Genomic DNA, 26993 nt, shown 5'->3' on the forward strand with positions numbered 1-26993 from the left:
AAGACTGCTTGCCCATGTCCATTTCATCGCCTCGCCGTCCATTGTTACGCCTGTTTCTGCTTGGCCTGTGCGCCTGCCTGCTGAGCCCGCTGGCCGGTGCCGAGCCAGGCAAACGCCTGCGTATCGGCATCACCCTGCATCCGTATTACAGCTATGTAGCCAATATCGTCGGCGACAAGGCCGAAGTGGTGCCACTGATTCCTGCCGGCTTCAACCCGCACGCCTACGAGCCGCGCGCCGAAGACATCAAGCGCATCAGCGGACTGGACGTGATCGTGCTCAACGGCGTCGGCCATGACGACTTCGCCGACCGAATGATCGCCGCCAGCGAAACACCCAATGTCAAAACCATCGAAGCCAACGAAAACGTGCCATTGCTCGCAGCCACCGGTGTCGCTGCGCGCGGCGCTGGCAAAGTGGTCAACCCGCACACGTTCCTGTCGATCAGCGCCTCCATCGCCCAGGTCAACAACATCGCCCGCGAGTTGGGCAAACTCGACCCGGACAACGCCAAGACCTACACCCAGAACGCCCGCGCCTATGGCAAACGCCTGCGGCAGATGCGCGCCGATGCTCTGGCCAAACTGACCCAGGCACCGAACGCCGAACTGCGCGTGGCCACGGTGCATGCGGCTTACGACTATCTGTTGCGCGAATTCGGCCTGGAAGTGACAGCTGTGGTCGAGCCTGCTCACGGCATCGAACCAAGCCCTAGTCAGTTGAAGAAAACCATCGATCAGTTGCGTGAACTCGACGTGAAAGTGATCTTCTCCGAGATGGATTTCCCTTCCAGCTATGTCGACACCATCCAGCGCGAATCCGGGGTGAAGCTCTATCCGCTGTCGCACATTTCCTATGGCGAATACACCGCCGACAAGTACGAAAAGGAAATGACCGGCAACCTCAACACCGTGGTTCGGGCGATTCAGGAGTCCGGGGCATGACGTCGAAACAAACCCTCCCCGCCGATCACGCAGAGAACCCTGTGGGAGCGAGCTTGCTCGCGAAGGTACCGGATCAGCCAACATCTTCGCTGAATGACACACCGCATTCGCAAGCAAGCTCGCCCCCACAGGGGAAAAACGGGCCGGCGCTGGAGTTTGCGGCTATCAGCCTGACCTTGGGGCGCACGACGATTCTCGACAATGTCAGCTTCCAGGTGCAGCCCGGCAGCGTGCATGCGCTGGTCGGCCCCAACGGCGGTGGCAAGAGCTCGCTGATCAAAACCCTGCTCGGGCAGATGCCGCATCAGGGCCAGCTCAGCCTGCGCTGGCCTGGCGAGCCCGGCACCACCGGTTACGTCCCGCAGGCGCTGGAGTTCGATCGCGGCCTGCCGATGACCGTCGACGATTTCATGGCCGCCATGTGCCAGCGCCGCCCGGCCTTTCTCGGTTTGAGCAAACACTACGCCGGCGCCATCGGCGAGGCGCTGGAGCGCGTCGGCATGCAGGACAAGCGCAAGCGGCGCATGGGCGCGCTGTCCGGCGGTGAGCGCCAGCGGGTCCTGCTCGCGCAGGGCCTGATTCCGGCGCCGCAATTGCTGGTGCTCGACGAACCTATGTCAGCCCTCGATGAGGCAGGGATTCAGGTGTTCGAACGCCTGCTGACTGACTGGCGCGCAGCGGGCATCACCGTGCTGTGGATCGAGCATGATCTGGAAGCGGTGGGTCGGCTGGCCGATCGGGTTACCGGTCTCAACCGCCGCGTGCTGTTCGATGCCACACCGCAACAGGCGCTGACGCCGGAACGTCTGCTGACACTGTTTTCCACCCATCCACGGAGCGCTGTCTGATGAGCTACGAAGCCTTTCGTCTGATGGTCCAGGGCTGGGCATCTTCCGGTTATCTGCCCGAAGCGCTGGCCTACGGCTTTGTCGTCAATGCCCTGCTTGCCGGCCTGCTGATCGGCCCGGTGCTGGGCGGGCTCGGCACGCTGGTGGTGGTCAAGCGCTTTGCGTTCTTTTCCGAAGCGGTCGGCCATGCCGCGTTGACCGGTGTGGCCATCGGTATTCTGCTCGGCGAACCCTATACCGGCCCATACGGCAGTCTGTTCGGTTACTGCCTGCTGTTCGGCATCCTGCTCAATTACCTGCGCAACCGCACCGGGCTGGCACCGGATACGCTGATCGGCGTGTTTCTCTCGGTATCGCTCGCCTTGGGCGCGAGCTTGCTGCTGATTCTCGCCGGCAAGATCAATGTGCACATTCTGGAAAACGTGCTGTTCGGTTCGGTGCTGACCGTCAACGGCAATGATCTGGCGGTCCTGGCCATCGTCGGTTCACTGGTCATGGCCCTCGCCCTGCCGCTGTACAACCGCATCATGCTCGCCAGTTTCAACCCGCAACTGGCGGCGGTGCGTGGCGTAGCGGTCAAGACGCTGGATTACCTGTTCGTGATTCTGGTGACGCTGATCACTGTCGCGGCGGTCAAGGTGATCGGCGCGATTCTGGTCGGTGCCTTGCTGGTGATCCCGGCGGCGGCGGCGCGTTTGCTCAGTCAGTCACTCAAAGGATTTTTCTGGTGTTCGGTGCTGATTGCCACCGTGAGCACGCTATGCGGGATTCTTGCACCAATCGTGTTCGACCTGCCGATTCCGTCCGGCGCCGCGATCATTCTCGTCGCCGGCATCGCTTTTGCCCTCGCCGCCATTGCGCGCGGCGTCGTCCCCAGCCTGAAAGGGAACCTTGGATAAATGGCTTTTTCACTGCGTAACCTGACTCTGGCCATGGCCCTGTGTGGCGTGGTCTGCACTCCGTCTCTGGCTGCTGAAAGTGCGAAACCCTTGCGCGTGCTGGCCTCGTTGCCGATCACTTATGGATTGGGCGAAGCGCTGCTCAAGGGCACCGATGTTGACCTTGAACGCGCAGCCCCGGCCAACCTGCCCGGCAGCCGCCAGACCGCGTATTTCAGCGGCCGTGGGGCGCCGGCGCTGAGCAAACTGGCCACTGACGCGGACGCGGTGATCGGTCTGCGATCGCTGTGGGCGGATGACCCGCTGTACCCTTTCGCGCGGCGCAGCAATATTCGTATCGTCGAAGTCGACGCTGCCCGTCCGGTCGACGGCGCCCTGCCCGGTATCGCCGTGCAACCGGGCCTGCAGGTGGATGGCTTGAACAGCCAGCCATGGCTGGCGAGTAACAACATGGGGCGCATGGCTGACGTGATGGCCGCCGATCTGGTGCGCCTGGCACCAAGCGCCAAGCCTGCGATCGAGGCCAACCTGGCGGCGCTGAAACAGCGTTTGCTGAAACTCAGCGCCGACACCGAAGCGCGTCTGGCCGAGGCGGACAATCTGAGTGTGTTGAGTCTGAGCGATCACTTCGGCTATCTGATTGGCAGCCTTAATCTTGAACTGGCCGGACAGGACGCGCGGCCCGATGCCGAGTGGACGTCGGAAGATTTGAAAAAGCTGACAGCGACGCTCAAGGACAACGATGTGGCGGTAGTGCTGCACCATCGTCAGCCAGCGGAGCCAGTGAAAGCGGCGATTGCTGAATCCGGTAGCCGACTGGTGGTGTTGAGTACCGATGCGGGGGATCCGCTGGCGGAGCTGGAGGCTAATGTGGATCTGTTGCTCAAGGGGTTGAGCGGAGCGTAGTCAGGCTGATGCCGAGTCATCGTTCATCGCAGGCAAGCCAACGATGAGGGTTTGCAGAAAATAAAAATCCAGGACATGAAAAAACCCGCTGACCATCACTGGTTCAGCGGGTTTTTTGCGCGGTCGCTTATTGCGCCGCGACTTGCGCATCCATCTTCTGGCGCAGGCTCAACGGGCGCATGTCGGTCCAGACTTCTTCGATGTAGGCCAGGCATTCCTTCTTCAAGCCGCTCTTGCCCACGGTGCGCCAGCCTTCTGGTACGGCTTTGTAATCGGGCCAGATCGAGTATTGCTCTTCGTGGTTGACCACGACCTGAAAGAGGATGTCCTCGCGGTCGAATACTGACGTCATGCTGGTTCTCCATCGTTGTAAGGTCGGCTGCACAACGGATGCAGCCGGGGTATGTAGAAAGAACGTTCGCCGCGTGAAGAAATTTACAGCGCGGCGGTGGCAGCGGCCAATGCGCGACCGAAGATCTCGGCCACCCGGTCGATTTCCGCTGCGGTAATCACCAGCGGCGGCAGGAAGCGCACAACGGCGCCATGGCGGCCGCCCAGCTCCAGAATCAGGCCACGCTTGAGGCATTCACGCTGCACCAGTGGCGCCAGACGCCCAAAGGCCGGCGGATGACCAAGCGCATCAGGCGCACCATTCGGGTCAACCAGTTCGACGCCAAGCATCAAGCCGCGCCCACGGATATCGCCCAGTTGCGGGAAGTCGCGTTGCAGGATTTGCAGATGTTCACTGAGTCGATCACCCATGGCGGCGGCGTGCTCGCAAACCTTGTGCTCCACGAGATAGCGCATCACCGCTGAACCGGCGGCCATGGCCATTTGATTGCCACGGAACGTGCCGGCATGGGCGCCCGGTTGCCAGGTGTCGAGCCAGTCGCGGTAAACCACCACCGCCAGCGGCAGACTGCCGCCGATGGCCTTGGAGAGCACCACCACATCCGGAACGATGCCCGCATGTTCAAAGGCAAACATCTTTCCGGTACGGGCGAATCCGCTTTGAATCTCATCGACGATCAGCGCTACACCAGCCTTTTCGGTGATCCGGCGCAAGCCGCGCAACCACTCGACATCCGCCGGTATCACCCCGCCCTCGCCCTGCACCGCCTCGACAATTACCGCCGCCGGCAATTGCACGCCCGCCTCGGGGTCGTTGAGCAGGTTTTCCAGATAACTCAGGTTGGCTTTGACTCCAGCCGCGCCACCGAGGCCAAACGGGCAACGGTAATCGTAGGGAAACGGCATGAACTGCACGCCACTGCTGAGCAAGGCACCCAGCGGTTTTTTCGGCCCCAGGCTGCCCATCAGGCTCAACGCACCTTGGCTCATGCCGTGATAGCCACCGGAAAAGGACAGCACGGTGCTGCGGCCAGTGGCAGTGCGCACCAGTTTCAGCGCTGCCTCCACCGCGTCGGTACCGGTCGGGCCGCAAAACTGAATTTTCGCCTGCGCCGCCAGTTCCGTCGGCAGCAGGCCGAACAGGTCCTGGACGAATCGATCTTTGACCGGCGTGGTCAGGTCGAGGGTGTGCAGCGGCAACTCGTCCGCGAGAACCTGCTGGATCGCTTCGATCACGACCGGATGGTTATGCCCCAGCGCCAGCGTGCCGGCCCCAGCCAGGCAATCGATGAACGTACGCCCCTCAACGTCCTCGACATACAAGCCCTTGGCACGTTTGAGCGCCAGCGGGATACGGCGCGGATAGCTGCGCGCATTGGACTCCTGCCGGCTCTGACGCGTCAGCAGGGGTGATTCGTTGAATTCATATAACGTTTCCGCCGGCGCCGAGGCGACCCGGGCCGACGACGCTTCGATAAGGCTGGTGGCGACTGACATCTCTCGACCCCTCAATTCGCTATGGATAATGACCAGAACAGCACACCGACAGGTGCGCGTTCCGGTCGCGGGGCGCACTTGCAGGTTTTCCTGTTCTGGAAACGCTTCAGCGAGGAAAGGATTTACACCCTTGATCGAGTTGTCCGGTGGGGGCTGGCAACGGCTTGTGCAGCAGCAAGGTCTGCAAGCCGCAGGAGGTGACGGGTGGCGCTGCTTGTTGATACCCCAGATGCCGATAGAACGCCGCAGCGGTGCGGGTGCTGTTGAGGTGCACATGCTGCACCCCGCGAATCCGCAACCAGCCCTCAAGATTCTGCATCAGCGCCCGGCCGACGCCTCGGCGGAAGGACTCCGGCTGGACGTGACACAGCAAGATATCGCCACTTGCCTCGGCCATGCCGACACCCACAGGTTTGTCTTCAAGCAAAGCGACGCAGAGACAAATGTGTGGAGCGGCGAGCCGGCCACTGATGACATCGATGGTGGACTGATTGACCCAGTCGCTGACGATCGACGAATCATTGCGGTGATCGAGTGCACATCCGACGCGGATCGAGCGTTCGACGATGCGGTTGATAATGCCGGCGTCGGCCAGTGTGGCCGGACGTATGCAGACGGGTGCTTCCATGCGCAGTTCCCTCAATCCATTGAGTCAAAGCTGGGTTGACCTTAGCCCCGACCCTGGCGGATAGCGAACGCCGAGAAGTTACATTTGATGTGCCGGAACAGCAATCCTGTAGGAGCTGCCGAAGGCTGCGATTTTTTGATCTTGATCTTGAAGCAAAATCAAAAGATCGCAGCCTTCGGCAGCTCCTGCGCAGGGCGGTGCGGTCAGAGAGGTTGCAACGGCAAGGTCAGTTCGACCCGCAAGCCATCCGCGCGGCTGTCGAAATGCAGGGCACAATCACAGCGCTGGACAATCGCCTGGACAATCGCCAGACCCAGCCCGCAGCCGGTGCTCTGACCGTTGCGCCAGAACCGCTGAGTCAGATGCTGTATGTCATCCGGCGCAATGCCCGGGCCATGATCGCGCACGACAAAACGCACGCGAGCGCCAATGCTTTCAAGATTGACCTCGACCGCACAATCTTCAGGCGTATGGCGCAAGGCGTTATCGAGCAGGTTGCGCAGCGCAGCAATTGCCAGCACCGCAGGCATTTGCACCGGAGCGGCAGGCAGGTCATCCGGCACATGCAGTTTGATCCGCAGCCGTTCACCGCCCGTGGCGTCCTGAATCGCCAGTCTGGCCACCTGCTCGGCGCTGCACTGCGAGCCGTCATCGAACGACAGACTGCCTTCGACCCGCGCCAGCAACAGTAACTGTTCAAGGGTGCGGTGCAGGCGATCGGCGCCCTCCTCGGCGCGCGCCAGCGACTGATCGCGGGCATTGCCATCGGTCATGCGTGCGACTTGCAGGTGGGTCTTGATGGCCGTCAGCGGACTGCGCAATTCGTGCGCGGCGTCACCGGTCAGGCGACGTTCACGCTCGATGGTCTTGCCGATGCGCTGGAACAACTGGTTCTGGGTTTCCAGCAACGGCTTCAACTCGCTGGGAAATGCCTGCAACTGCAACGGTTCAAGAGAATCGGCATTGCGCCGCATCAGTGCTTCGCGCAGGCGATTCAGTGGTGCAAGGCCCTGACCGATGCCCAGCCACAGCAGGCACAAACAGCCGAGCAAGGCCACGCCGACTGGTACCGAAGCGGCGAGCAGAATCGACATGTTCAAGGCTTCACGCTCGATCTGCCGATCTGCCGTAGTGATGCGCACATCGCCGCGAGCCAGAGTGAAACTACGCCACGGCGCACCGTCGATCATCTGATCGTGGAAGCCAATTTTTTCCGCTTCCAGCGTTTGTTCGGGATTGTTGTGGCTACGGGCAAGGATTTCCCCGCGCAACGAACTGACCTGACAGGCCATACCGCCGGGAATATTCAGCTGTTCGGCACTGAAGTGCGTGCCCTCGCCCTTGCTCGGCAGCGTCGGCAATTGCTCGAGCAGCCCGGCGACCATGCGCGCCGAGGCAACCAGACGCTGGTCGAGAGAGAACATCATCTGATTGCGCAAATCGCTGAGCATCCAGGCCGCCGCCAACGCCCAGATCAGCGCGAACGCGGCGCCGAGCGTCAGGCTCAGCCGCAGGCGCAGACTCATCACTTGCCTTGCTCTGCGCCGTCGGCGGGCCCGAGCCGATAGCCCAGACCGCGCACGGTTTCGACGATGCCCTTGCCGAGCTTGCTGCGCAGATGGTGGATATGCACGTTCAGCGCGTTGCTTTCCAACTCATCGTTAAAGCCGTAGACGCTGTCCTTCAACTGCTCGGTGGACAGCACCCGGCCACGATTGTGCAGCAACGCCTGCAAGAGTGACTGCTCACGCCGCGACAAGTCCACCGGTTGCCCGGCCAGTCGGGTTTCCCGGCTGCTTGGGTCGTAGGTGAGCGGGCCATGTTCGATCAGATTGACGCTGCGTCCGGCGACTCGACGCAACAAGGTTTGCAGGCGAGCAAACAGTTCGCGCAGGTCAAAAGGCTTGAGCAGGTAGTCGTCTGCGCCAGCCTGCAAACCGTCGACACGATCAGTCACTGAATCGCGAGCAGTGAGAATCAACACCGGAATTTCCAGACCGTGATTGCGCAGTTGCTGCAGCAGCTTGAGGCCGTCTTCGTCAGGCAGACCGAGATCGAGCACCATCACGTCGAACTCGGCGACCTTGAGCATCGCCCGCGCCTTTGATGCCGTGTTGACGTGCTCGACGGTCAGGCCCTGCGCCGTGAGCCCGGCGACGATGCCACTGGCGATCAGCTCATCGTCTTCGCAAACCAGTACGTGCATGGGGGCTCCGTGGACAAAAACGCGAGTGAAACAGCCGAGGATTAAGGCGCAATTATGGCGGTACATATCGAGTTCGCAAAGCTGCAGGCGAACATAGCGAATTATCGCGTATCGGTGGCGGATGCGAGGCAGAGGGCCAAAACTCTTGTGGTTCGGGTTACCCATCCGGAAACAATTGCGGACTTTATCGAAAAGATGACTTCATTTAGCTTCGGCCTGCAACTTTCAATCCGCATTTAAATGGACTTAAAACGTGAGCAACCTGAACAACTTCGTCGCCATAGACTGGCGCTCCGGCCCCGATCGGATTTATTTCTTCTTCAAGAATACCGACACTTATTCGCGCTTTGATCTGGGAAACAATAGCGTATCAGCCAATTACCCAGCCTCCACCGCAGGTAGTTGGGACACTTTCGACCCCTATACAAAAGACCTGCGCTTCGGCTTGACTACCACTTCGTTCGGCTGGAATACCGCAAGTGACGAGGACATCGCCTGGTTGTTCTTCTATCAGGGCACAACCCCGATGGTGTGCAAATATGACCAGGATAACGATAAGGTTGCTGCGTTCTACAAGGTTACCGACTCTGTCTGGAAACCGATCCTTCCGTATTTTGACAGGATCATCGCCGGCACTTGGTTTCAACTTACCGGCCACCCTTTCCTGTTCCGCTTTATTCTTGATGACGGACACTATCTATCGTTCAACTACAGAGCCAGAACCCTTACCCGCAACCGGTTTGGCGAATATCAACTGGGCGCGCTGAAACCCTATGAAGACCGAATCATCACAGCAGCACAGAATGACCGGACATTCGCGGACAGCTACTGGTACATCTTCCTCACCAACAATCAATATTTGACCTACAACATTCAATCCGACCGACTGGTTTCCGGCCCCAGAACAATCAATGAGGATAATTGGCCCGGCCTGCTGCGCGACTGATTGGCCGATCCTGGTGGGGCTAGTAGGATAGGGTTAATTATCGGTTAATCGCCGCCGCCCATCCTGTACCCCACTTGCACAGGGACAAGGCTCCTCCATGCGTCATTTTTTTCTTCTGTTTGCTTTACTCATTTCCGGTCTGGCTCAGGCCGCAAACAATCCGTTCGAATCCAAGCCGGACTTTTTACCCGTCGACCAGGCATTCGTACTCACCTCCGAGCGTCTGGACTCGGGAGAAACCCAGTTGTTCTGGCAGATCAGTGACGGCTACTACCTGTATCAGAAACGCTTGAAGTTCGACGGGCTGGCCGCTGATCAGCAGCCGGTACTGCCTGAAGGCGAATCTCACAGCGATGAGTTCTTTGGCGAACAGCCGGTCTACCGCCAAGGCCTGGAAGTAAAAATCCCGGCGGCGGCAAAGGGGCAGATCAAAGTCAGTTATCAGGGCTGCGCCGATGCCGGTCTGTGCTATCCACCGCAAACCCGAGTGATCGATCTGGGCGGCAAAGCCGCAGCAGCAACAGGCGCTGAAGCGCCGGACCAGGCCTTGGCCAGCAGCCTGCAACAACGGGCGCTGGGCTGGAGCCTGTTGGTGTTTTTCGGACTCGGCCTGCTGCTGGCATTCACGCCATGTTCGCTGCCGATGCTGCCGATTCTGGCCGGGATGATTGTCGGCAGTGGCGCCACACCAAGGCGCGGCTTTGCCTTGGCCAGCAGCTATGTGATCTGCATGGCGCTGGTGTATGCGGCGATGGGCGTGATTGCTGCGCTGCTCGGCGCGAACCTGCAGGCGTGGTTGCAGAATCCGTGGTTACTCGGCACATTTGCCGCCATTTTCGTGGTGCTCGCACTGCCGATGTTCGGCTTCTTCGAGCTGCAACTGCCGGTGGCCCTGCGTGATCGACTTGAACATGCTTCGCGCAGCCGCAGCGGCGGCAGCCTGATCGGCGCCGGTGTGCTGGGCGCATTGTCCGGTCTGTTGGTCGGGCCGTGCATGACCGCGCCACTGGCCGGTGCGCTGTTGTACATCGCGCAAAGCGGTAACGCCTTGCACGGCGGTTTGATCCTGTTTGCACTGGGCATCGGCATCGGTGTGCCGCTGTTACTGCTGGTCACCGTCGGCAACCGTTTCCTGCCGAAACCCGGCGCCTGGATGAATCTGCTCAAAGGTGTATTCGGCTTCCTCTTTCTCGCAACCGCATTGCTGATGCTGCGTCCGGTGCTGGCCCCGTCGTTGTGGCTCGGCCTGTGTGGCGCGCTGCTGCTGATTGCGGCTTACAGCGCCTGGAAACAGTCCGAAGGTTTTGGCCGCGTCGCGCAGATGTTTGGCGCCCTGTCCCTCTTGCTCGGTTTGTGGGGCAGCTTGCTAGTGATCGGTGCGGCTGGCGGCAGCGATGATCCGTATCAGCCGTTGCAGGTTTACAGCGCCGGCCGTGTTGCCGGTGCAGCGCCAAGTGGTCACGACGCTTTCACCACGGTCAATGAACCAGCCACGCTGCAACGCGAACTCGACGCCGCCAGGGCTCAGGGCCAATGGGTGTTGCTCGATTACTACGCCGACTGGTGTGTGTCGTGCAAAGTGATGGAAAAGAAGGTGTTCGGCGAGGCCAAGGTCATGCAGGCGCTGAGCAACGTACGCCTGCTGCGCCTGGATGTGACCGCCGACAACGCCGCCAGTCGCGAGCTGCTCGGTCGTTATAAAGTGCCGGGGCCGCCGACGTTCATCTGGATCGGCGCTGACGGCGCAGAACGCCGCAGCCAGCGCATCACCGGCGAGGTCGATGCCGACACCTTCCTGCAACGCTGGTCCACTACCCGAGACGCCAACTGATGCTGACGCTCACCCTCGGCACCTTCGCCATCGCGCTTAACCACTTGCTGCTGATCAGTGCTCTGGCGCTGGCGACGTTTGTCGGTTGGCGAGTGGCCAAGCGCGGCGGCGATAACCCCGAGTCGGCGCTGTTCAGCCTCTTCTTGCTGGGCATGCTCGCGGCGCGCATTGCGTTTGTCGCGCTGTACTGGTCGCATTATCGCAACGACCCGTGGCAGATCATCGATCTGCGCGACGGTGGTTTTCTCGCCTGGCCCGGGGTGATCGTTCTGCTGCTGGCGGCGTTGTATCGCGGCTGGCGGCGCCCCGGTCTGCGTCGCCCGTTGGGCTTCGGTGTGGTCAGCGGCGTGATGTTCTGGTTGCTCGCCACGCTGTCGCTGAATATTTATGAACAAGGCACGCGGCTGCCGGATATCTCCCTGCGTAACGCCGCCGGGGAAAGGATCAAGCTCCGTGACTATCAGGGCGGCCCGCTGGTGATCAACCTGTGGGCGACCTGGTGTCCGCCATGCCGGCGAGAAATGCCGGTACTGGAAAACGCCCAACAACAGCGTCCGGATCTGACGTTCTTGTTCGTCAATCAGGCCGAAAGCATGCAAAGCGTGGCAACGTTCCTGGAAACCCAGGGCCTGAGCCTGAACAACGTGCTGTTCGACCGCAGCGGCCGTCTCGGTCAGGCCGTGGGTTCCATGGCGTTACCGACTACGCTGTTCTATAGCCCGGACGGTCGTTTGCTGACCAGTCACCTCGGTGAACTGTCGAATGCCAGCCTCGCGCGCGCGCTGGAAACGTTCGACACTTCACCTTCTAGCCCGAATCAGGCCGTTGCTCCGGCCAACTCTGCAAGGAAACTGCCATGCCCCGCCTCCGCCACCTGCTGACGCTGACCCTGGGCACTGCCCTGCTGCACTTGCCGTCAGTGCAGGCTGCTGAAGAACTGCCTGCGGCGATCAAAAAAATCGAAGCAAAAGGCGCAAAAATTGTCGGCCAGTTCGACGCCCCCGACGGCCTGCGCGGGTACGCTGCGCAATACCAGAATCGCGGCATGGCGCTCTACCTGACTCCGGACGGCAAGCACGTCGTGGTTGGTAATCTGTACGACGCCGACGGCAAGGATCTGAGTAGCGAGCCGTTGCAGAAACTGGTCTATGCGCCGATGTCCAAGGAAGTCTGGGCCAAGTTCGAGGCGAGCAACTGGATTCAGGATGGCAACAAGGATGCGCCGCGCACGGTGTACCTGTTCAGCGACCCGAACTGCCCGTATTGCAACATGTTCTGGGAACAGGCGCGGCCATGGGTCAAGGCCGGCAAGGTGCAGTTGCGCCACATCATGGTCGGCATCATCCGCGAAGACAGCCCGGGCAAATCAGCCGCGCTGCTGGCGGCAAAAGATCCGGCCAAAGCGCTGGAGGATCACGAAAAGGCCGGCAAGGGCAGCGCGCTCAAGGCTCTGAAAGACATTCCGGTCGCCGTGCAAACCAAACTCGCGGCCAACATGCAGTTGATGGAAGACCTGGAACTGCAGGCCACCCCGGCCATTTTCTACCTGGACGACAAAGGCGAATTGCAACAACAGCAAGGCGCGCCTTCGCCGGACAAGCTGGTGAAGATTCTCGGGCCGAAATAAAGCCGATTCTTTATCGCCTGACCCTGCCTCATCGCGGGCAAGCCCGCTCCCACAAAGTGTTGTGATGAGCACGAAATATGTGAACAAGTGAAACCCTGTGGGAGCAGACTTGCTCGCGAATGAACTTCACCCGTTCTAGCGGTTTCGCTCGGCCAGAAACGCTAGCAGCGCCTCAGTGACGAATTCGGGGTTCTCCAGATTGGAGATATGCCCCGCATCTGGCACCAGCACACACGGGCAACCAATCAATTCAGCCATTTCCCGGGCTTCCGACGGTGGCCGTGGTTTGTCCTGATCGCCGCAGAGCACCAGCGTCGCAGCCGCGTCCAGCTCGGCCAGGCGTGGCAACAAGTCGTCACGACCAAAAGTGATGCGCCCCATCGGCACGATGCTTTCGCGCAGACGCTCGGGCGAATAGCCTTGCAGTTTTGCGCGCAATTGCTGATACAGCGGCGACTGCGGGTCGATGCCCGGGCGGAAGAAGATTGGCACGACGATGTCGAGCAGTTGTTCAGAGAGGGTGCCGGTGTCTTCGATCTGCTTGAACAGCGAGAAGTAATACTGCCGGGTCGGTTCCGGCTCGACGCCGACGTAGGTGTCCATCAGCACCAGACCGTTCAAACGTTGCGCTGCGGACAGTGCCAGGCGCGCGCCCCACATGCCGCCGACCGACAGCCCGACCAGAGTGACGCGGTCGATGTCCAGATGATCAAGCAAGGCCTGCGCCTGACGGGCGATGTCATCCAGCGATGTGGTGCCTTCGGGTAACTTGCCGGACTCGCCATGCCCCCACAGATCCAGCGCGATGACGCGATAGTGCGGGGTCAGCGCGGCGATCTGCGGCGCCCACATCGCCTGATCCCAGAGATAACTGCCTGCGAGCAACACGGCCGGGCCAGTGCCTTGATCAATGTAGTGCAGCGCTTGTCCGTCAACCGTGAAAAAGGCCATCGACCACCTCCGGGAGAAAAAGAGAACCGGCAGACTGAGCTGCCGGTTGTTGATCGTCAAGCCCGGAAATGTACAGTCACGTACCGGTTGATTTGTGTTGAATTCTCGGACGCCATCGCCGGCCCAAACGCCGAAGAACTAAAGCCCCTCCAGCTGCGCCATCAGATCATTCAACCGATCCACCTTCTCCTCAGTCATATCGCTGGCCGCCAGTCCATCAATGTACTCGGCCAGTTCCGCCACCGTACTGCACTCGAACATCGCGCGCAGCGGCACATTGCGTTGCAGGGTTTTCTGCACTCGCGATGCAATCTGCGTTGCCAGTAGCGAATGCCCGCCCAGTTCGAAAAAGTTGTCGCGCACGCCGACCTTGTCGACCTTGAGCACCTGGGCCCAGATATCAGCCAGGGTCTGCTCCAGCTCGTTGCGCGGGGCCAGATAGTCCTCGCTCTGCAACTGACCGATCTCCAGCGCCGGCAAGGCTTTGCGGTCGAGTTTGCCGTTGGCATTGAGCGGCATTTGCTCCAGCCACAGCCAGTGCAGCGGCACCATGTATTCCGGCAGTTCGGCGCGCAGGCGTTGCTTGATCTGCTCCAGGCGTTCGGCCGGATTGAGCGCTGCATCGGCGGCGACCAGATAACCGACCAGGTGCTTGCCGTTGACGCCCTCTTGCACGCCAACCGCCGCGTCACGTACTTGCGGTTGTTCGTGCAGACGCGCTTCGATTTCACCGATTTCGATGCGGTAACCGCGAATCTTCACCTGATGATCGACCCGGCCGACGTATTCCAGCACACCATCAGTGCGGCGCCGCGCCAGGTCACCGGTGCGATACAAACGCTCGCCCGGCGCGCCGAACGGGTTCGGCACAAACACCGGCGCGGTGCGCAGCGGATCGCTGACGTAGCCGCGACCGACACCGATGCCAGCCACGCACAATTCACCCACCGCGCCCAGCGGCACCAGATCCAGCGCGCCATCGAGCAGATAGAGCAAGTTGTTGTCGGTCGGCGTGCCGATCGGCAAATAACTGCCACGCGTCGAGGCCAGGTCGACGCGGTAGAACGCCACGTCATCGGAACATTCCGCCGGGCCGTAAGCATTGACCAGGCCGATCTGCGGGTAACGCAGCAGCCACTGATGGGCCAGCTCCGGCGGCATCGCTTCGCCGGTCGGCAGCATCCAGCGCAAGCCGTCGAGACTCAGTCGCTCGGCGGCGAGCATGCCCTGAATCAGCGACGGCACACTTTCCAGCACCGTGATGCCCTGCGCCTGCACATGCGCCAGCAAACCTTGCGGATCGTGGGCAATCGCATTCGGCACGATATCGACCCGCGCGCCGAACAACGGCGCGGCGAGGAACTGCCAGACGGAAATATCGAAGCTCTGCGAGGCGGTCTGTGCAATCACATCGACCTCGCTCAAGTCGAGATACGGGCGTTTGCTCAATTGGTTATTGAGCATGCCGCGCTGCTCGACCATGACGCCTTTTGGCAAACCGGTCGAACCCGACGTGTAGATCACATAAGCGAGATTGTCCGGGCCGCTGTGAATGCCGGGATTATGCGTCGCTGTCGCCGACGCCTGCACCTCTTCCCACACCAGCAGGCGCGGACGGTTCGAACAGCCAAACGCCTCGAGCAAGGTCTGCGCCTGTTCGCGGCAAGCTGCGCTGCACACCAGCAACGGCGTGCGGCTGAGCTCGATAATGCGGCTCAGACGCTGGCTCGGCAGCCCCGGGTCCAGCGGCAGGTAACCGGCACCGGCCTTGAAGCTGCCGATGATCATGCCGAGCAGGTCGAGATTGCGCTCGGCCAGCAGCGCCACCGGTTGATCCATCCGCACACCGGCAGCGACCAGGGCATGGCCGAGGCGGTTGGCGTTGTGGTTCAGTTCGGCGTAGCTCAATTGCTGATCGAGGCAACTGGCGGCGATGCGCTGCGGATGCGCCGCGACCTGCGCTTCGAACAACGCCACGTAGCTTTGCTCCAGCGGACAGTCGTGGCCGCTCTGGTTGCAACCGTGCAGCAGGAAGTCGCGTTCTTCGTCGCCCAGCAGCGGCAAATCGGCCATGTCGCCATGGAAGCCGTCGACCAGCGCCAGCAGCAGCCGCTTGAACTCACTGAGCATGCGCTCGACCGTCGCCTCGTCGAAGTAACGCTGGTCATAGGACAGGTGCAAGCCAAGGTCATCGCCCGGGTAGCACACCGCCGTCAGCGGGAAGTTGGTATGGGTGCGGCCGGAATCCGAAGTGGCATTCAAACTCTGCGCTCGGTCGAGCACCGAGACTTCCACCGGGGCGTTTTCGAACACGAAGAGGCTGTCGAACAGCGGCTGGCCCTTGGGCAATTCGCTCTGTTCCTGAATGTTCACCAGCGGCAGGTATTCGTACTCGCGCAGTTGCATGTTGCTGTCGAGCAAAGCGCTGAGCCATTGGCGCACGCTGCTGCGCTGATCGTCCGCAGGCATCTTCACGCGCAGGGCAATACTGTTGATGAACAGGCCGACAGTGCGCTGCATCTCCGGCATCTCCACCGGACGCCCGGCCACTGTGACGCCGAAGAGCACGTCGCGGTCGCCGCTCAGGCGCCGCAGCACCAGAGCCCACGCAGCCTGGGCGAAGGTGTTGACGGTCAGTTGATGGGCCTGCGCCAGTTCCCGCAGGCGGGCGCCGTCCTCGGCATTGAGGCGGGTGTAGCGGTCGCCGACGATCATGCCGCCGCTTTCGCCAGCGTGTTCGCGCAGGAACGGCCGGTCGCTGGGGATCGGCGTAGTGCGTTCGAAGCCTTGCAGATTCTGCCGCCACCACTGTCGCGCCTCGGCCAGGCTCTGACGTTGCAGCCAGCCGATGTAATCGCGATAACGCGGCGGCACGCTCAACTGCGCTTCGCGACCTTCGCCGAGGGCGGTGTAGATCTCGAAGAAATCGTTCATCAGCAGCGACCGGCACCAGGCATCGATGAGGATGTGGTGGTTACTCATCATGAACCAGTAGCGCGCCGCGCCGACCTTGATCAGGCGCAGGTGGAACGGCGCCTGATTGAGCAGATCGAACCCGGCCTCGCGCTCGCTTTTCAGCAGCGCTTGCAGCTGCGGTTCCTGCTCGGTTTCGGCGACGGCACTCCAATCCAGGTACTCGATCGGCGTACGCCCCGGCGTGTGAATCACTTGCAGCATGTCTTCGCCAACGTTCCAGCAGAACGAAGCGCGCAACGCTTCATGACGGGCGACCACCGCTTGCCAGGCCTGGGCGAAACGCTCGGGATCGAGCTCGCTGTTGATGCGATAACGATCCTGCATGTAGTACAGACCGGTGCCCGGTTCGAGCAGGGTGTGCAGCAACATGCCTTCCTGCATCGGTGTCAGCGGATAGACATCTTCGATGTGCGCGGCCGGCACCGGCAGCGCATCGAGTTGTGCCTGAGTCAGTCTCGCCAGCGGGAAGTCCGACGGCGTCAGGCCGCCGGCACCGTCCTGCAGGCAGTGCTCGATCAGGCTGCACAACTCGCCGAGATAGGCATCGGCCAGATCATTGATCGTCTGCACCGCATAACGCTCGGCACTGAAAGTCCAGCGCAGTAGCAGTTCCCCGCCATACACCTGACCGTCGACGCTCAACTCGTTCGGCAACGGCGCCTGCGGATCATGAGCGGCCCCGACTGCTTCATCGAGAGGATGGAACAGCGCATCGCTGCCGAAGCTCTGGTCGAACTGGCCGAGATAATTGAAGGTGATCGGCGCCTGTGGCAGCGCGGCCATGCACTGGCGGCAGCCGTCATCGGCCAGATAACGCAGCACGCCATAACCGAGACCTTTGTGCGGCACGGCGCGCAGTTGTTCCTTGATCGCCTTGATCGAAGCACCCTGCCCGGCAGCCTCTTCGATGTTGTGCGGGGTCAGGCGCAGCGGGTAAGCGCTGGTAAACCAGCCAACCGTGCGGGTCAGGTCAATCTCGTCGAACAGGGTTTCGCGGCCGTGGCCTTCCAATTGAATCAACGCCGACGGCTGTCCGTTCCAGCGGCACAACACACGGGCCAGCGCGGTCAGCAGCAGGTCGTTGACGTGGGTGCGATAAGCACTCGGCGCCTGTTGCAGCAATTGGCGGGTGCGCTCGGCGTCGAGGCGCACGCTGACGGTTTGTGCATGCCGATGCTGCCTGCCGCCCTGCCGGTTTTCGCAAGGCAGATCAGCGCTCGGCCCGGCCAGTTGCGCCTGCCACCAGCTCAATTCTTCACGCAGCGATTCGCTGCCGGCATAAGCGTGCAAACGCGCGGCCCAGTCCTTGAAGGCGCTGGTTTTCGTCGGCAGTTTCAGCGGCTGCGCAGCGTCGAGTTGGCGATAGGCGGTTTGCAGATCGTCGAGCAACACGCGCCACGACACACCGTCGACCACCAAGTGGTGGATGGCGATAAACAGGCGTTGCTGTGCACCGGCGACGTCGACCAGCACTGCGCGCAGCAGTGGGCCGTTCTGCAGATGCAGACTGCGTTGTGCATCGGCGAACAAGGCTTCGCACGGGGCCAGCGAATCGACGCTGAACTGCCAGAGAAGTTCTTCATCCGTCAGCGCCTGGTGCGTTGCCTGCCACGCTTTATCGACTTCGCTGAAACGCAGACGCAAGGCGTCGTGCTGCTCGATCACTGCCCGCAATGCTTGCTGCAGACTTTGCGGTTCAAGGCGCATGGTCGGCTCCAGCAACAGCGCCTGATTCCAGTGCTGACGCTGGGGAATGTCCGTACCGAAGAACCAATGCTGGATCGGCGTCAGGCGCGATGCCCCATCCACCAGACCTTGCTCGGCAGTCACTTGCTGCGTGCGGCTGGCCACTGCGGCGAGCGTCTGCACCGTCTGATGCTGGAACAAATCGCGCGGGCTGAAGTGAATGCCCTGCTGACGCGCGCGGCTGACCACTTGAATCGACAGAATCGAATCACCGCCGAGTTCGAAGAAGTTGTCGTTGAGGCCGACTTGTTTAACGTTGAGCACTTCACACCAGATCTGCGCCAGGGCCTGCTCCAGCTCGTTCTCTGGCGCGACATAGTCCTGACGATTGAGCTCCGGGTCCGGCGCTGGCAAGGCGCGGCGGTCAAGTTTGCCGTTGGCGGTCAGCGGCATGCTTGCCAGCAGCATCAGGTGGGTCGGCACCATGTAGTCCGGCAGTTGCGCCTTGAGGTGCGACTTCAGTGCTTCGCGCAGTTCAGCTTGTTGCGCTTCGCTCTGTTCGGCGACCTCTGTAACGAGGTAACCCACCAACTGCTTGCCACTCGGCGCATCCAGCGCCAGCACCACCGCTTCGCGGATCGCAGGGTGATCGAGCAGGCGCGTTTCGATTTCGCCCAGTTCGATGCGGAAGCCACGGATTTTCACTTGATGGTCGATCCGCCCCAGATACTCGACCAGACCATCGGCACGCTGGCGCACCAGGTCACCGGTGCGGTACATACGTCCGCCGTCAGCGGCAAACGGGTCAGCGACAAACCGCTCGGCGGTAATGCCCGGGCGGTCGTGATAGGCCTGGGCCAGACCGGCGCCGCCAACGAACAACTCACCGGTCGCCCCTTGTGGCACCAAGGCCAGATCGGCGTCGAGAATGTAGGCGACTCGCGCCCCGATCACGCTGCCGATCGGCACACTGCCGGCGCCCTCTTCCAGTACCTGCGGCGCCAGACTGGCCAACGGCATGACCACGGTTTCGGTCGGGCCGTAGGCGTTGAAGAACTGCGCCGGATGGAACGCTGCGCGGATGCGCTGCAGATGTTCGCCGGTCAGCGCTTCGCCGCCGGTGATGATCATGCGCACCGGCAGGATTTCATTGTGTGTAGCGAGGAACTGCGCTAATTGGCTGCCATAGCTCGGCGTGAAGCCGAGGACGTTGATGCGATGCGCACGAATCAAGCCGCAGATTTCTTCCGCGTCCCACTGCCCTTGTGCCCGCAGCACCACTTGCGCGCCGCTGAGCAACGGCACCAGCAGACGCTCGGTGGCAGCGTCGAAGTTGATCGAGTAGAAGTGCAGTTCGCAGTCGTCCGGGCGCATGCCGAAACGCTCGATCACGGCTTGGCAGTGCATGGCGATTTCGCCGTGGGAAACCACCACGCCTTTCGGTTTGCCGGTCGAGCCCGAGGTGTAGATCAGGTAGGCCTGATGCTGCGGCAGGCTGATAAACGGCAACTCGCTCGCCGGGTAGTCGGCCAACGCTGCGCTGTCATCTTCCAGACACCAGCGCGCCACGCTTGAAGGCAACTCGCCGAGGGCTTCGAACATCGCCCGATCGCTGAGCAGCAGACCGATGCGGCTGTCTTCGATCATGTAATGCAAACGGTCGAGCGGGTACTCCGGATCCAGCGGCACATAGGCGCCGCCAGCCTTGAGAATCGCCAGCAGGCCGATGACCATTTCCAGCGAACGCTCCAGCGCCAGACCGACCCGCACTTGCGGGCCGACCCCGCGCTCACGCAGCGCCCAGGCCAGACGATTGGCGCGAGCGTCGAGTTCGGCGTAGCTCAAGGTCTGCCCGGCGAAGGTCAGCGCTGGCGCGTCTTGGCGCGCCAGCGCCTGTTCGGCGAACAGGTGATGGATGCACTGGTCGAGACGATGCTCGCCCGGCTCGACGCCAAGGCTGTCGAGCAGGTGCTGTTGCTCAGATCTGTCGAGAAGCACCAATTCGCTGAGGCGTTGTTGCGGATCGCTGATCAACGCTTCGAGCAGATTTCGCCAATGCCTGGCCATGCGTTCGATGGTCGGTTCGTCGAACAGATCGGTGCTGTAGGTCAGGCAGCAACCGAGGCGATGGTCGAGGTCGGTGACTTCCAGGTTGAGATCGAACTTGGTTGCCCGCGCATCGTTGGCCAGGTACTCGACGGTCATGCCGGCGAGCATGCGGCTTTGCTGGAATTCCCAGCGCTGCACGTTGCACATCACCTGGAACAGCGGGTTGTACGCGGCGCTGCGCGGCGGTTGCAAGGCTTCGACCAAATGATCGAACGGCAGATCCTGATGCGACTGGCCTTCGATCACCGTATGGCGCACCTGCTCGAACAACTCGCCGACCGACATCTGCCCGTCAAGCTGGCAACGCAGCACCTGGGTATTGAGGAATGCGCCGATCAGCCCTTCGCTTTCCGGGCGGATCCGGTTGGCCACCGGTGCGCCGATGCGCAGGTCGGTCTGGCCGCTGTAGCGGTAAAGCAACGTAGCGAGCGCGGCGGTCATGGTCATGAACAACGTCAGACCGTTCTGCGCATTGAACGCCCGCACCCGCGCGGCCAGTTCGTCGCTCAGATCGAACCGGAACAGCTCGCCCTGATGGCTCTGCACCGGCGGACGCGGACGGTCGCCGGGCAACTCCAACAGCGGATGTTCACGACCGAGTTGCGCGGTCCAGTAATCGAGCTGGCGCTGGCGCTCGCCGGACTCCAGCCACTGGCGCTGCCAGACGCTGTAGTCGAGGTATTGCACCGGCAGCGGCTCGAGCGGTGATTGGCGCTCATCGACGAACGCTTCGTACAGCGCACTGAGTTCACGGGCAAAGATGTCCATCGCCCAGCCTTCGGTGACGATATGGTGCAGGGTCAGGACGAAGTAATGCTCGTGCTCGGCAGTCTTGACCAGACAGGCGCGCAGCAGCGGGCCGGTTTCCAGATCGAACGGCTGGTGTGCTTCTGCGTCAGCCAGTTGTTGCACTTGTTGCTCGCTCAGTTGCGCCGGCAGGCTGGAGAAATCCTTCCAGCCCATGCGCACGCCGGTTTCGGCATGCACCTGCTGGCGGGCGACGCCGCCGACACTTGGGAATGTCGTGCGCAGGGTTTCGTGACGCAGGATCAGCGCCTGCAACGCGGCCTCGAAATGTTCGACATGCAGCACGCCGCGCAAGCGCGCCATGCCGCCGACGTTGTACGCCGGACTGTCCGGTTCCATCTGCCAGAGGAACCACATGCGCTGCTGCGAATAGGACAGCGGCACCGCCTGGCTGCGGTCGACTGTGCCGATCGGCAGCTGTTGATTGGTGCGGCCGCTGGCCTGGATCAGGCGGATCTGTTCGGCGTAATCGCCAAGCTCGCTGTGCTCGAACAAGGTGCGCAGGGGCAACTCGACGTCACAGGCCTGGCGCGTGCGCGAAATGATTTGCGTGGCCAGCAGCGAATGACCGCCGAGGGCGAAGAAATCGTCGCCCAGGCCAACCTGCTTCAGGCCGAGGACTTCGCGCCAGATCGCAGCGATCTGTTGTTGCAGTGCGCTGACCGGTTCGATGTGTTCACGTACTTGCCATTGCGGCTCGGGCAAGGCGCGGCGGTCGAGTTTGCCGCTGGGACTCAGGGGCATCGCGTCGAGGCGCAGCAGTTGCGCCGGAACCATATATTCCGGCAGCTCGGCGGCCAGGGCGGCTTTCAGGCGAGCGACCTGTTCGTCGGCTTGTTCATCAGCATCGGTGGCGGTGAAATAGCCGATCAGTTGCGCACCGGCAGCGGTTTCGCGCACTAACACTGCGGCTTGGGCGACGCCATCCTGAGCGAGCAGGCGCGCCTGGATTTCTTCCGGCTCGACGCGAAAGCCGCGCAGCTTGACCTGTTGATCGAGACGGCCGAGGTATTCGATCACGCCATCGGACGACCAGCGCGCACGGTCACCCGTGCGGTACAAACGGGCGCCCTGCTCACCCAGCGGATCGACGACGAAGCGCTCAGCGGTCAGCGCCGCACGACCAAGGTAACCGCGAGCCAGCCCGGTGCCGCTGATGCACAGCTCACCCGCCACGCCCGCCGGCACTGGATTGAGATCGGCATTGAGGATGCGGCAGATCACATTGCCCAGGGGCCGACCAATCGGCGAGCGCTCGCCATCAGCAGTTGTGCAGTGCCAATGGGTCACGTTGATTGCGGTTTCAGTCGGGCCGTAGCGGTTGTGCAATTGCACCGCTGGCAATTGCGCCAGCACGCGGTTGCGCAGCTCGGCAGGCAAGGCTTCACCGCCGGAAAACACTCGGCGCAGGCTGGTGCATCCGGCACTCAGCGGCTCGTCGATGAACAGCGCCAGCAGCGGTGGGACAAAGTGCAGCGTGGTCACGCCGTGTTCTTGAACCAGTTGCGCGATGCGATGCGGGTCACGGTGCTCGCCGGGGCCAGCAAGCAGCAGACGCGCGCCCGTAATCAGCGGCCAGAAGCATTCCCACACCGAGACGTCGAAACTGATCGGCGCTTTTTGCATCAGCACGTCGGTCTCATTGAGGGCGTAGGTGTTCTGCATCCATTGCAGGCGCTCGGCCAGCGCGGCGTGGGTGTTGCCGACGCCTTTCGGTTGCCCGGTGGAACCCGAGGTATAAATCACGTAGGCGAGGTTGTCGCCGTGCAGATGCAGGCCCGGGGCCTGGCTGGGCCATTTGTCCAGATGCAGCGCGTCCATGGCGATCACGCTGACACCTTCGCTGGCCGGCAAGCGTTCGAGCAGTTCAGTCTGGGTCAGGAGCAATTGGACGCCGCTGTCGCTGAGCATGTAAGCGAGGCGCTCGGCCGGGTAATCAGGATCGAGCGGCACATAGGCGCCGCCAGCCTTGATGATCGCCAGCAGACCGATCAGCAGTTGCGGCGAACGCTCGGCGGCGATTGCCACGCACACGTCCGGGCCCACGCCTTTGTCGCGCAGGTAATGGGCGAGCCGGTTGGCTTGCGCGTGCAGCTCGGCAAAATCCAGACTACCGCCGTCCCACACCAGCGCGGTGCGTTGCGGGTTTTTGCGCAATTGTTGCTCAAGCAGTTCCGGCAGCCATTGTTGCGCCGGGGTGCACGGAGCGACGCTCCAGTCCTTCTGCTGATTCTGCTCGCTGGCGGTCAGCAAGCGCAGATCGCCGATGGCCTGCTTTGGCTGTTCGCAGACCTCGCTGAGCAGATTGTGGAAATGCTCGGCCAGGCGCTCGATGGTCGCGGCGTCGAACAGTTCGCTGGCGTAGTCGAACGCCAAGCTCAGACGACCGTTGCGATCCTCTTCGCTGTGCAATTGCAGATCGAACTTGGCCTCGCGGCTGTGCCACGGCAGTTCTTCGGCGAGCAAGCCCGGCAGGCGCTTGAGCGCATTAAGGTCGCGCTGCTGATGGTTGAACATGATCTGGAACAAGCCCTGCTCGCGGGCCTGCGGGAAAGCTTCGAGCAGTTGTTCGAAGGGCAGATCCTGATTGGCTTGGGCGCCGAGTGCGGCCTGGCGCGTCTGGCTCAGCAACTCGGCAAACGGCAGGTGCGAATCGATTTGCGCACGCAGCACCTGGGTGTTGATGAAGAAACCGATCAGGCCTTGGGTTTCCAGGCGCGGACGGTTGGCGTTGGGCACGCCGATGCGAATGTCGCGCTGACCGCTGTAGCGGTGCAACAGGCTTTGCAACGCGGCAAGCAAGAGCATGAACGACGTCGCTTCGTGGGCCTGTGCGGTCTGGCGGATCGCCTCGCTGAGCTTCGCGCTCAAGCGCACGCTGTGGCGTGCGGCGCTGTGGTTGTGTCTGGCCGAGCGCGGGTGATCGGTGGCCAGTTCCAGTGTCGGATGCTCATCGCCCAGTTGCGCTTTCCAGTACGCCAGTTGCCGCTCGCCCTCGCCTTGCGCCAGCCATTGCCGCTGCCAGTTGCCGTAGTCGGCGTATTGCGTGGGCAGCGCGGCCAGTGTCGCCTTCGTACCCTGGCTTGCTGCGGCGTAGAGGCGCGAGAATTCGTCGAGGAGAATATTCAGCGACCAACCGTCGGCGATGATGTGGTGCATCGTCACCAGCAATTGATGCTCTTCATCCTCGAGGCGCACCAGGGTCACGGACAGCAACGGGCCTTTTTCCAGATCGAACCGAGTGCGCGCCTGGTCTTCGCGAATCTGCTCGGCGCGGGCTTCACGCTCGGGCATTGGCAGGTCGCTGATGTCGATCAGTTGCAGGTTGAATTCGGCATCAGCGAGCACTTGCTGCAATGCAACGCCGTCGCGTTCGAAGAAACGTGTACGCAGGGATTCGTGGCGTTCGATCAGTTGCTCGAAGGCGCTGCGCAAGGCGTCTTCGTCGAGTTCGCCCCGCAGGCGCAGGCCACCGGGAATGTTATAGGCGCTGCTGTGCGGGTCGAGCTGCCAGGTGATCCACAAACGGTTTTGTGCCAGCGACTGTGGCATCGGCTCGCTGCGCGATAACGTGCCGATTGCCTGTTGGGCGCTGCCGCCAATCTCGTGTTGCTGCGCCACAGCGGCGGCGAAGGCGCGCAGGGTTGGCGCTTCGAACAGCAGGCGCAGGCTCAGCTCGACACCGAGTGCTTCGCGAACCCGCGCAACTACTTGCGTGGCGGCGATCGAGTTGCCGCCGAGCAGGAAGAAGTGATCGTCGGCGTTGATTTGTTTGACGTTGAGTTGCTCGGCCCAGAGTGTCCCGATCACCGTTTCGAGATCCGAAGGGCAGCTGGTCGCGCTGTTCGTTTCGGCTGTAATCGAAGGGAACATCGCGTAGCTGTCGAGACTGCCATCGGCCAGACGATTACGGCACGCCGAGCGCTGCAGTTTGCCGCTGGAGGTTTTCGGCAACGCGCCCGGATTGAGCAACACCACCACGCTTGGCGCCTCCTGATACGCCTCGGCCACAGCTTGGCGAATGGCTTTGATCAGCGCTTGCGGCGGGAGGATTTTCTGCACGCTGCGGCTGATTTCCGCAGCGATGCCAATGCCCTCTTCACCGCTGTGATTGACGGCGAACGCCGCTACACGACCCTTGCGCACCACTTCGACTTCGCGCTCGATCGTCTGCTCGATGTCCTGCGGATAGAGGTTGTGACCACGAACGATGAGCATGTCTTTCAGGCGCCCGGTGACGAACAACTCGCCGTCGCGAATAAAACCCAGATCGCCGGTGCGCAACCAGGTGCGGCCAGCATGCTGAACGAAGGTCTTGGCGCTGGCTTCGGGGTTGCGCCAGTAACCGTGGGCAATGCTCGGGCCGGCGGCCCAGACTTCACCGACGGCGTTTTCGGCCAGTTCTGCCAGCGTATTCGGCTCGACGATCAGCACCGCGTGTTCCGGCTGGCTAATGCCGCAGCTCATGATCGCGCTGCCGTCGCCCGGCTCGGCGCGGTTTTGCGCCAGCGCCTGATCGTCCACACGCAGCGCCGGGATGCCGGTGCCGCGCAGCGTGCCAGCGACAAACAGGGTCGCCTCGGCCAAACCGTACGAGGCCATGAAGCTGTTTTCACTGAACCCGCAAGCGGCGAATTTTTCGGCGAAGCGTTCAAGGGTATCGAGGCGGATCGGTTCGGAGCCGGAATAGGCCACCCGCCAACGGCTCAGATCGAGGCGCTCGAGGGCTGATTCGCTGACCCGTTCGCTGCACAAACGATAGGCGAAATCCGGCCCGCCGCTGATGGTGCCGCCGTACTCGGCGATTGCCTCCAGCCAGCGCAAAGGGCGGCCGAGGAAGTACGCCGGCGACATCAGAATGCACGGCACGCCGCTGAAAATCGGCTGCAACAGCCCGCCGATCAGACCCATGTCGTGATACAGCGGCAGCCAGCTGACGATGACGTCGTCCGGGTTGACGTCGATGCCGAAACCGTGGCGGATCAGCCGTTCATTGGCGACCAGGTTGCCATGGCTGACCTGCACGCCCTTGGGCAGCGCAGTGGAGCCGGAGGTGTATTGCAAAAAGGCGATGTGCTCGGGCGGCAGGGCCGGCTCGACCCAGTGTTCGGCCAGTGCGCTGTCGAGGGTGTCGACACACAACAGTGGCGGCGCGCTTTCGATTTGCTGCAAGGCATCGCGCAGGTCTGCGCTGGTCAGCAACAGCTTGGGCTCGGCGTCGGCGATGATCGACAACAAGCGCTCCTGATGGTGACGGCGCGCGGATTCCGGTGGATAGGCCGGCACCGCAATCATGCCGGCGTACAGGCAACCGAAAAACGCCGCGACGTAATCCGCGCCACTGGGAAACAGCAGCACCGCGCGCTCACCGAAACCGGCCTCGGCCTGCAACGCTGCGGCGATCGTGCGCGCGCGTTGGTCCAGTTCGCGATAGCTGAGCACCACAGCCTGATCGGCGTTTTCGGCGAGAAAACGCAAGGCCAGTCGATCCGGCGTCAGGGCCGCGCGACGCTTGAGGGCATGGACCAGGGTGCTGGGGAGTTCGAACGCGTCGGTCATGAGGTTTCCTGCCTGAATTCGGCTTGCAAGTGGAATCGAGGTACTGCGACACGCCCGGTCAAAGGCGTGCAGGACGCGGTCTGTGCCGACCGCGCAAGGCATCGGAATGCGCTGTGGCCGGGCTCTACGCCCGGAACCATTCACCAATGAGAACGGATGACGTCTTGAAATAATTAGTCGGCAGGCTCGACGTTCAGCGAGGCCGGAGTGCGGCGGCGTGTC

16 protein-coding genes are annotated in these 26993 nt (G+C 62.0%); 9 read left to right on the top strand and 7 right to left on the bottom strand.

All coding sequences use genetic code 11. The features are described 5' to 3' along the window. Positions 1-14: 14 nt before the first annotated feature. Genes ACIGDJ_RS08340 through ACIGDJ_RS08355 form a run of 4 tightly spaced genes read left to right on the top strand, consistent with a single transcriptional unit; the run spans position 15 to position 3597 of the window. Complete coding sequence (locus tag ACIGDJ_RS08340; RefSeq protein WP_101155627.1) at positions 15-944, top strand: metal ABC transporter substrate-binding protein; 930 nt, start codon at positions 15-17, stop codon at positions 942-944. Then, positions 941-1792 carry a metal ABC transporter ATP-binding protein gene (locus ACIGDJ_RS08345; protein WP_101155625.1) on the top strand — a complete coding sequence of 284 codons (852 nt, stop codon included), beginning with the start codon at positions 941-943 and terminating at the stop codon, positions 1790-1792. The genes ACIGDJ_RS08340 and ACIGDJ_RS08345 overlap by 4 nt, the downstream gene beginning before the upstream one ends. Beyond that, entirely contained in the window at positions 1792-2691 is a 900-nt protein-coding gene (locus tag ACIGDJ_RS08350) for a metal ABC transporter permease (RefSeq protein ID WP_007917717.1), read from the top strand. The genes ACIGDJ_RS08345 and ACIGDJ_RS08350 overlap by 1 nt, the downstream gene beginning before the upstream one ends. Then, the gene (locus ACIGDJ_RS08355) at positions 2692-3597 is read left to right on the top strand and encodes a metal ABC transporter solute-binding protein, Zn/Mn family (RefSeq protein ID WP_313000034.1); all 906 of its coding nucleotides are present in this window, start codon (positions 2692-2694) and stop codon (positions 3595-3597) included. Positions 3598-3724: 127 nt separating this feature from the next. Here ACIGDJ_RS08355 and ACIGDJ_RS08360 read toward each other — a convergent pair whose 3' ends face one another. The 5 genes from ACIGDJ_RS08360 to ACIGDJ_RS08380 all read right to left on the bottom strand — a co-directional run bounded on the left by ACIGDJ_RS08360 (position 3725) and on the right by ACIGDJ_RS08380 (position 8279). Continuing rightward, the gene (locus tag ACIGDJ_RS08360; protein ID WP_041478467.1) at positions 3725-3949 is read right to left on the bottom strand and encodes an MbtH family protein; all 225 of its coding nucleotides are present in this window, start codon (positions 3947-3949) and stop codon (positions 3725-3727) included. 83 nt (positions 3950-4032) lie between these two features. Then, positions 4033-5445, bottom strand: a complete 1413-nt coding sequence (locus tag ACIGDJ_RS08365; RefSeq protein ID WP_313000030.1) for an aspartate aminotransferase family protein — start codon at positions 5443-5445, stop codon at positions 4033-4035. Positions 5446-5551: 106 nt separating this feature from the next. Beyond that, positions 5552-6073, bottom strand: a complete 522-nt coding sequence (locus ACIGDJ_RS08370) for a GNAT family N-acetyltransferase (RefSeq protein WP_101155619.1) — start codon at positions 6071-6073, stop codon at positions 5552-5554. Positions 6074-6276: 203 nt separating this feature from the next. Further along, positions 6277-7599, bottom strand: coding sequence for an ATP-binding protein (locus ACIGDJ_RS08375; protein ID WP_397479274.1), 1323 nt, complete (start codon positions 7597-7599; stop codon positions 6277-6279). Then, positions 7599-8279, bottom strand: a complete 681-nt coding sequence (locus ACIGDJ_RS08380) for a response regulator (RefSeq protein WP_101155615.1) — start codon at positions 8277-8279, stop codon at positions 7599-7601. Before ACIGDJ_RS08380 ends, ACIGDJ_RS08375 begins: the two co-directional genes overlap by 1 nt. Before the next feature lie 54 nt (positions 8280-8333). Between ACIGDJ_RS08380 and ACIGDJ_RS08385 the strand changes: the two genes are divergently transcribed. The 5 genes from ACIGDJ_RS08385 to dsbG all read left to right on the top strand — a co-directional run bounded on the left by ACIGDJ_RS08385 (position 8334) and on the right by dsbG (position 12683). Beyond that, positions 8334-8519 carry a hypothetical protein gene (locus tag ACIGDJ_RS08385; protein WP_313000024.1) on the top strand — a complete coding sequence of 62 codons (186 nt, stop codon included), beginning with the start codon at positions 8334-8336 and terminating at the stop codon, positions 8517-8519. A 13-nt stretch (positions 8520-8532) separates the two neighbouring features. Further along, on the top strand, positions 8533-9225 hold the full coding sequence (locus ACIGDJ_RS08390; RefSeq protein WP_397479275.1) for a hypothetical protein: 693 nt from the start codon (positions 8533-8535) through the stop codon (positions 9223-9225). Positions 9226-9322: 97 nt separating this feature from the next. Next, complete coding sequence (dsbD, locus tag ACIGDJ_RS08395) at positions 9323-11056, top strand: protein-disulfide reductase DsbD (protein WP_397479276.1); 1734 nt, start codon at positions 9323-9325, stop codon at positions 11054-11056. Next, positions 11056-11937: a TlpA disulfide reductase family protein gene (locus ACIGDJ_RS08400; RefSeq protein ID WP_101155610.1), complete on the top strand. Its 882-nt coding sequence runs from the start codon at positions 11056-11058 to the stop codon at positions 11935-11937. Before dsbD ends, ACIGDJ_RS08400 begins: the two co-directional genes overlap by 1 nt. Further along, positions 11913-12683, top strand: coding sequence for a thiol:disulfide interchange protein DsbG (gene dsbG / locus ACIGDJ_RS08405; protein WP_101155609.1), 771 nt, complete (start codon positions 11913-11915; stop codon positions 12681-12683). Before ACIGDJ_RS08400 ends, dsbG begins: the two co-directional genes overlap by 25 nt. A 135-nt stretch (positions 12684-12818) precedes the next feature. Here the strand turns inward: dsbG and ACIGDJ_RS08410 are convergent, their stop codons facing one another. Together ACIGDJ_RS08410 and ACIGDJ_RS08415 are read right to left on the bottom strand one after the other, a co-directional pair. Next, positions 12819-13634 (bottom strand): alpha/beta fold hydrolase, encoded by an 816-nt coding sequence (locus ACIGDJ_RS08410; RefSeq protein ID WP_313000011.1) that lies wholly within the window; start codon positions 13632-13634, stop codon positions 12819-12821. Positions 13635-13772: 138 nt separating this feature from the next. Next, positions 13773-26771, bottom strand: a complete 12999-nt coding sequence (locus ACIGDJ_RS08415) for a non-ribosomal peptide synthetase (protein ID WP_397479277.1) — start codon at positions 26769-26771, stop codon at positions 13773-13775. Between the last annotated feature and the right edge of the window lie 222 nt (positions 26772-26993).

The sequence above is a fragment of the Pseudomonas sp. NPDC079367 genome (genome assembly GCF_044542195.1).
Lineage (GTDB): Bacteria > Pseudomonadota > Gammaproteobacteria > Pseudomonadales > Pseudomonadaceae > Aquipseudomonas.

Coding starts and splice junctions, on each gene's coding strand:
- ACIGDJ_RS08385 (WP_313000024.1), top strand. CDS start 8,334: ATGGCGGTACATATCGAGTTCGCAAAGCTGCAGGCGAACATAGCGAAT.
- ACIGDJ_RS08360 (WP_041478467.1), bottom strand. CDS start 3,949: ATGACGTCAGTATTCGACCGCGAGGACATCCTCTTTCAGGTCGTGGTC.
- ACIGDJ_RS08340 (WP_101155627.1), top strand. CDS start 15: ATGTCCATTTCATCGCCTCGCCGTCCATTGTTACGCCTGTTTCTGCTT.
- ACIGDJ_RS08380 (WP_101155615.1), bottom strand. CDS start 8,279: ATGCACGTACTGGTTTGCGAAGACGATGAGCTGATCGCCAGTGGCATC.
- ACIGDJ_RS08375 (WP_397479274.1), bottom strand. CDS start 7,599: ATGAGTCTGCGCCTGCGGCTGAGCCTGACGCTCGGCGCCGCGTTCGCG.
- ACIGDJ_RS08415 (WP_397479277.1), bottom strand. CDS start 26,771: ATGACCGACGCGTTCGAACTCCCCAGCACCCTGGTCCATGCCCTCAAG.
- ACIGDJ_RS08365 (WP_313000030.1), bottom strand. CDS start 5,445: ATGTCAGTCGCCACCAGCCTTATCGAAGCGTCGTCGGCCCGGGTCGCC.
- ACIGDJ_RS08345 (WP_101155625.1), top strand. CDS start 941: ATGACGTCGAAACAAACCCTCCCCGCCGATCACGCAGAGAACCCTGTG.
- dsbG (WP_101155609.1), top strand. CDS start 11,913: ATGCCCCGCCTCCGCCACCTGCTGACGCTGACCCTGGGCACTGCCCTG.
- dsbD (WP_397479276.1), top strand. CDS start 9,323: ATGCGTCATTTTTTTCTTCTGTTTGCTTTACTCATTTCCGGTCTGGCT.
- ACIGDJ_RS08350 (WP_007917717.1), top strand. CDS start 1,792: ATGAGCTACGAAGCCTTTCGTCTGATGGTCCAGGGCTGGGCATCTTCC.
- ACIGDJ_RS08400 (WP_101155610.1), top strand. CDS start 11,056: ATGCTGACGCTCACCCTCGGCACCTTCGCCATCGCGCTTAACCACTTG.
- ACIGDJ_RS08410 (WP_313000011.1), bottom strand. CDS start 13,634: ATGGCCTTTTTCACGGTTGACGGACAAGCGCTGCACTACATTGATCAA.
- ACIGDJ_RS08370 (WP_101155619.1), bottom strand. CDS start 6,073: ATGGAAGCACCCGTCTGCATACGTCCGGCCACACTGGCCGACGCCGGC.
- ACIGDJ_RS08355 (WP_313000034.1), top strand. CDS start 2,692: ATGGCTTTTTCACTGCGTAACCTGACTCTGGCCATGGCCCTGTGTGGC.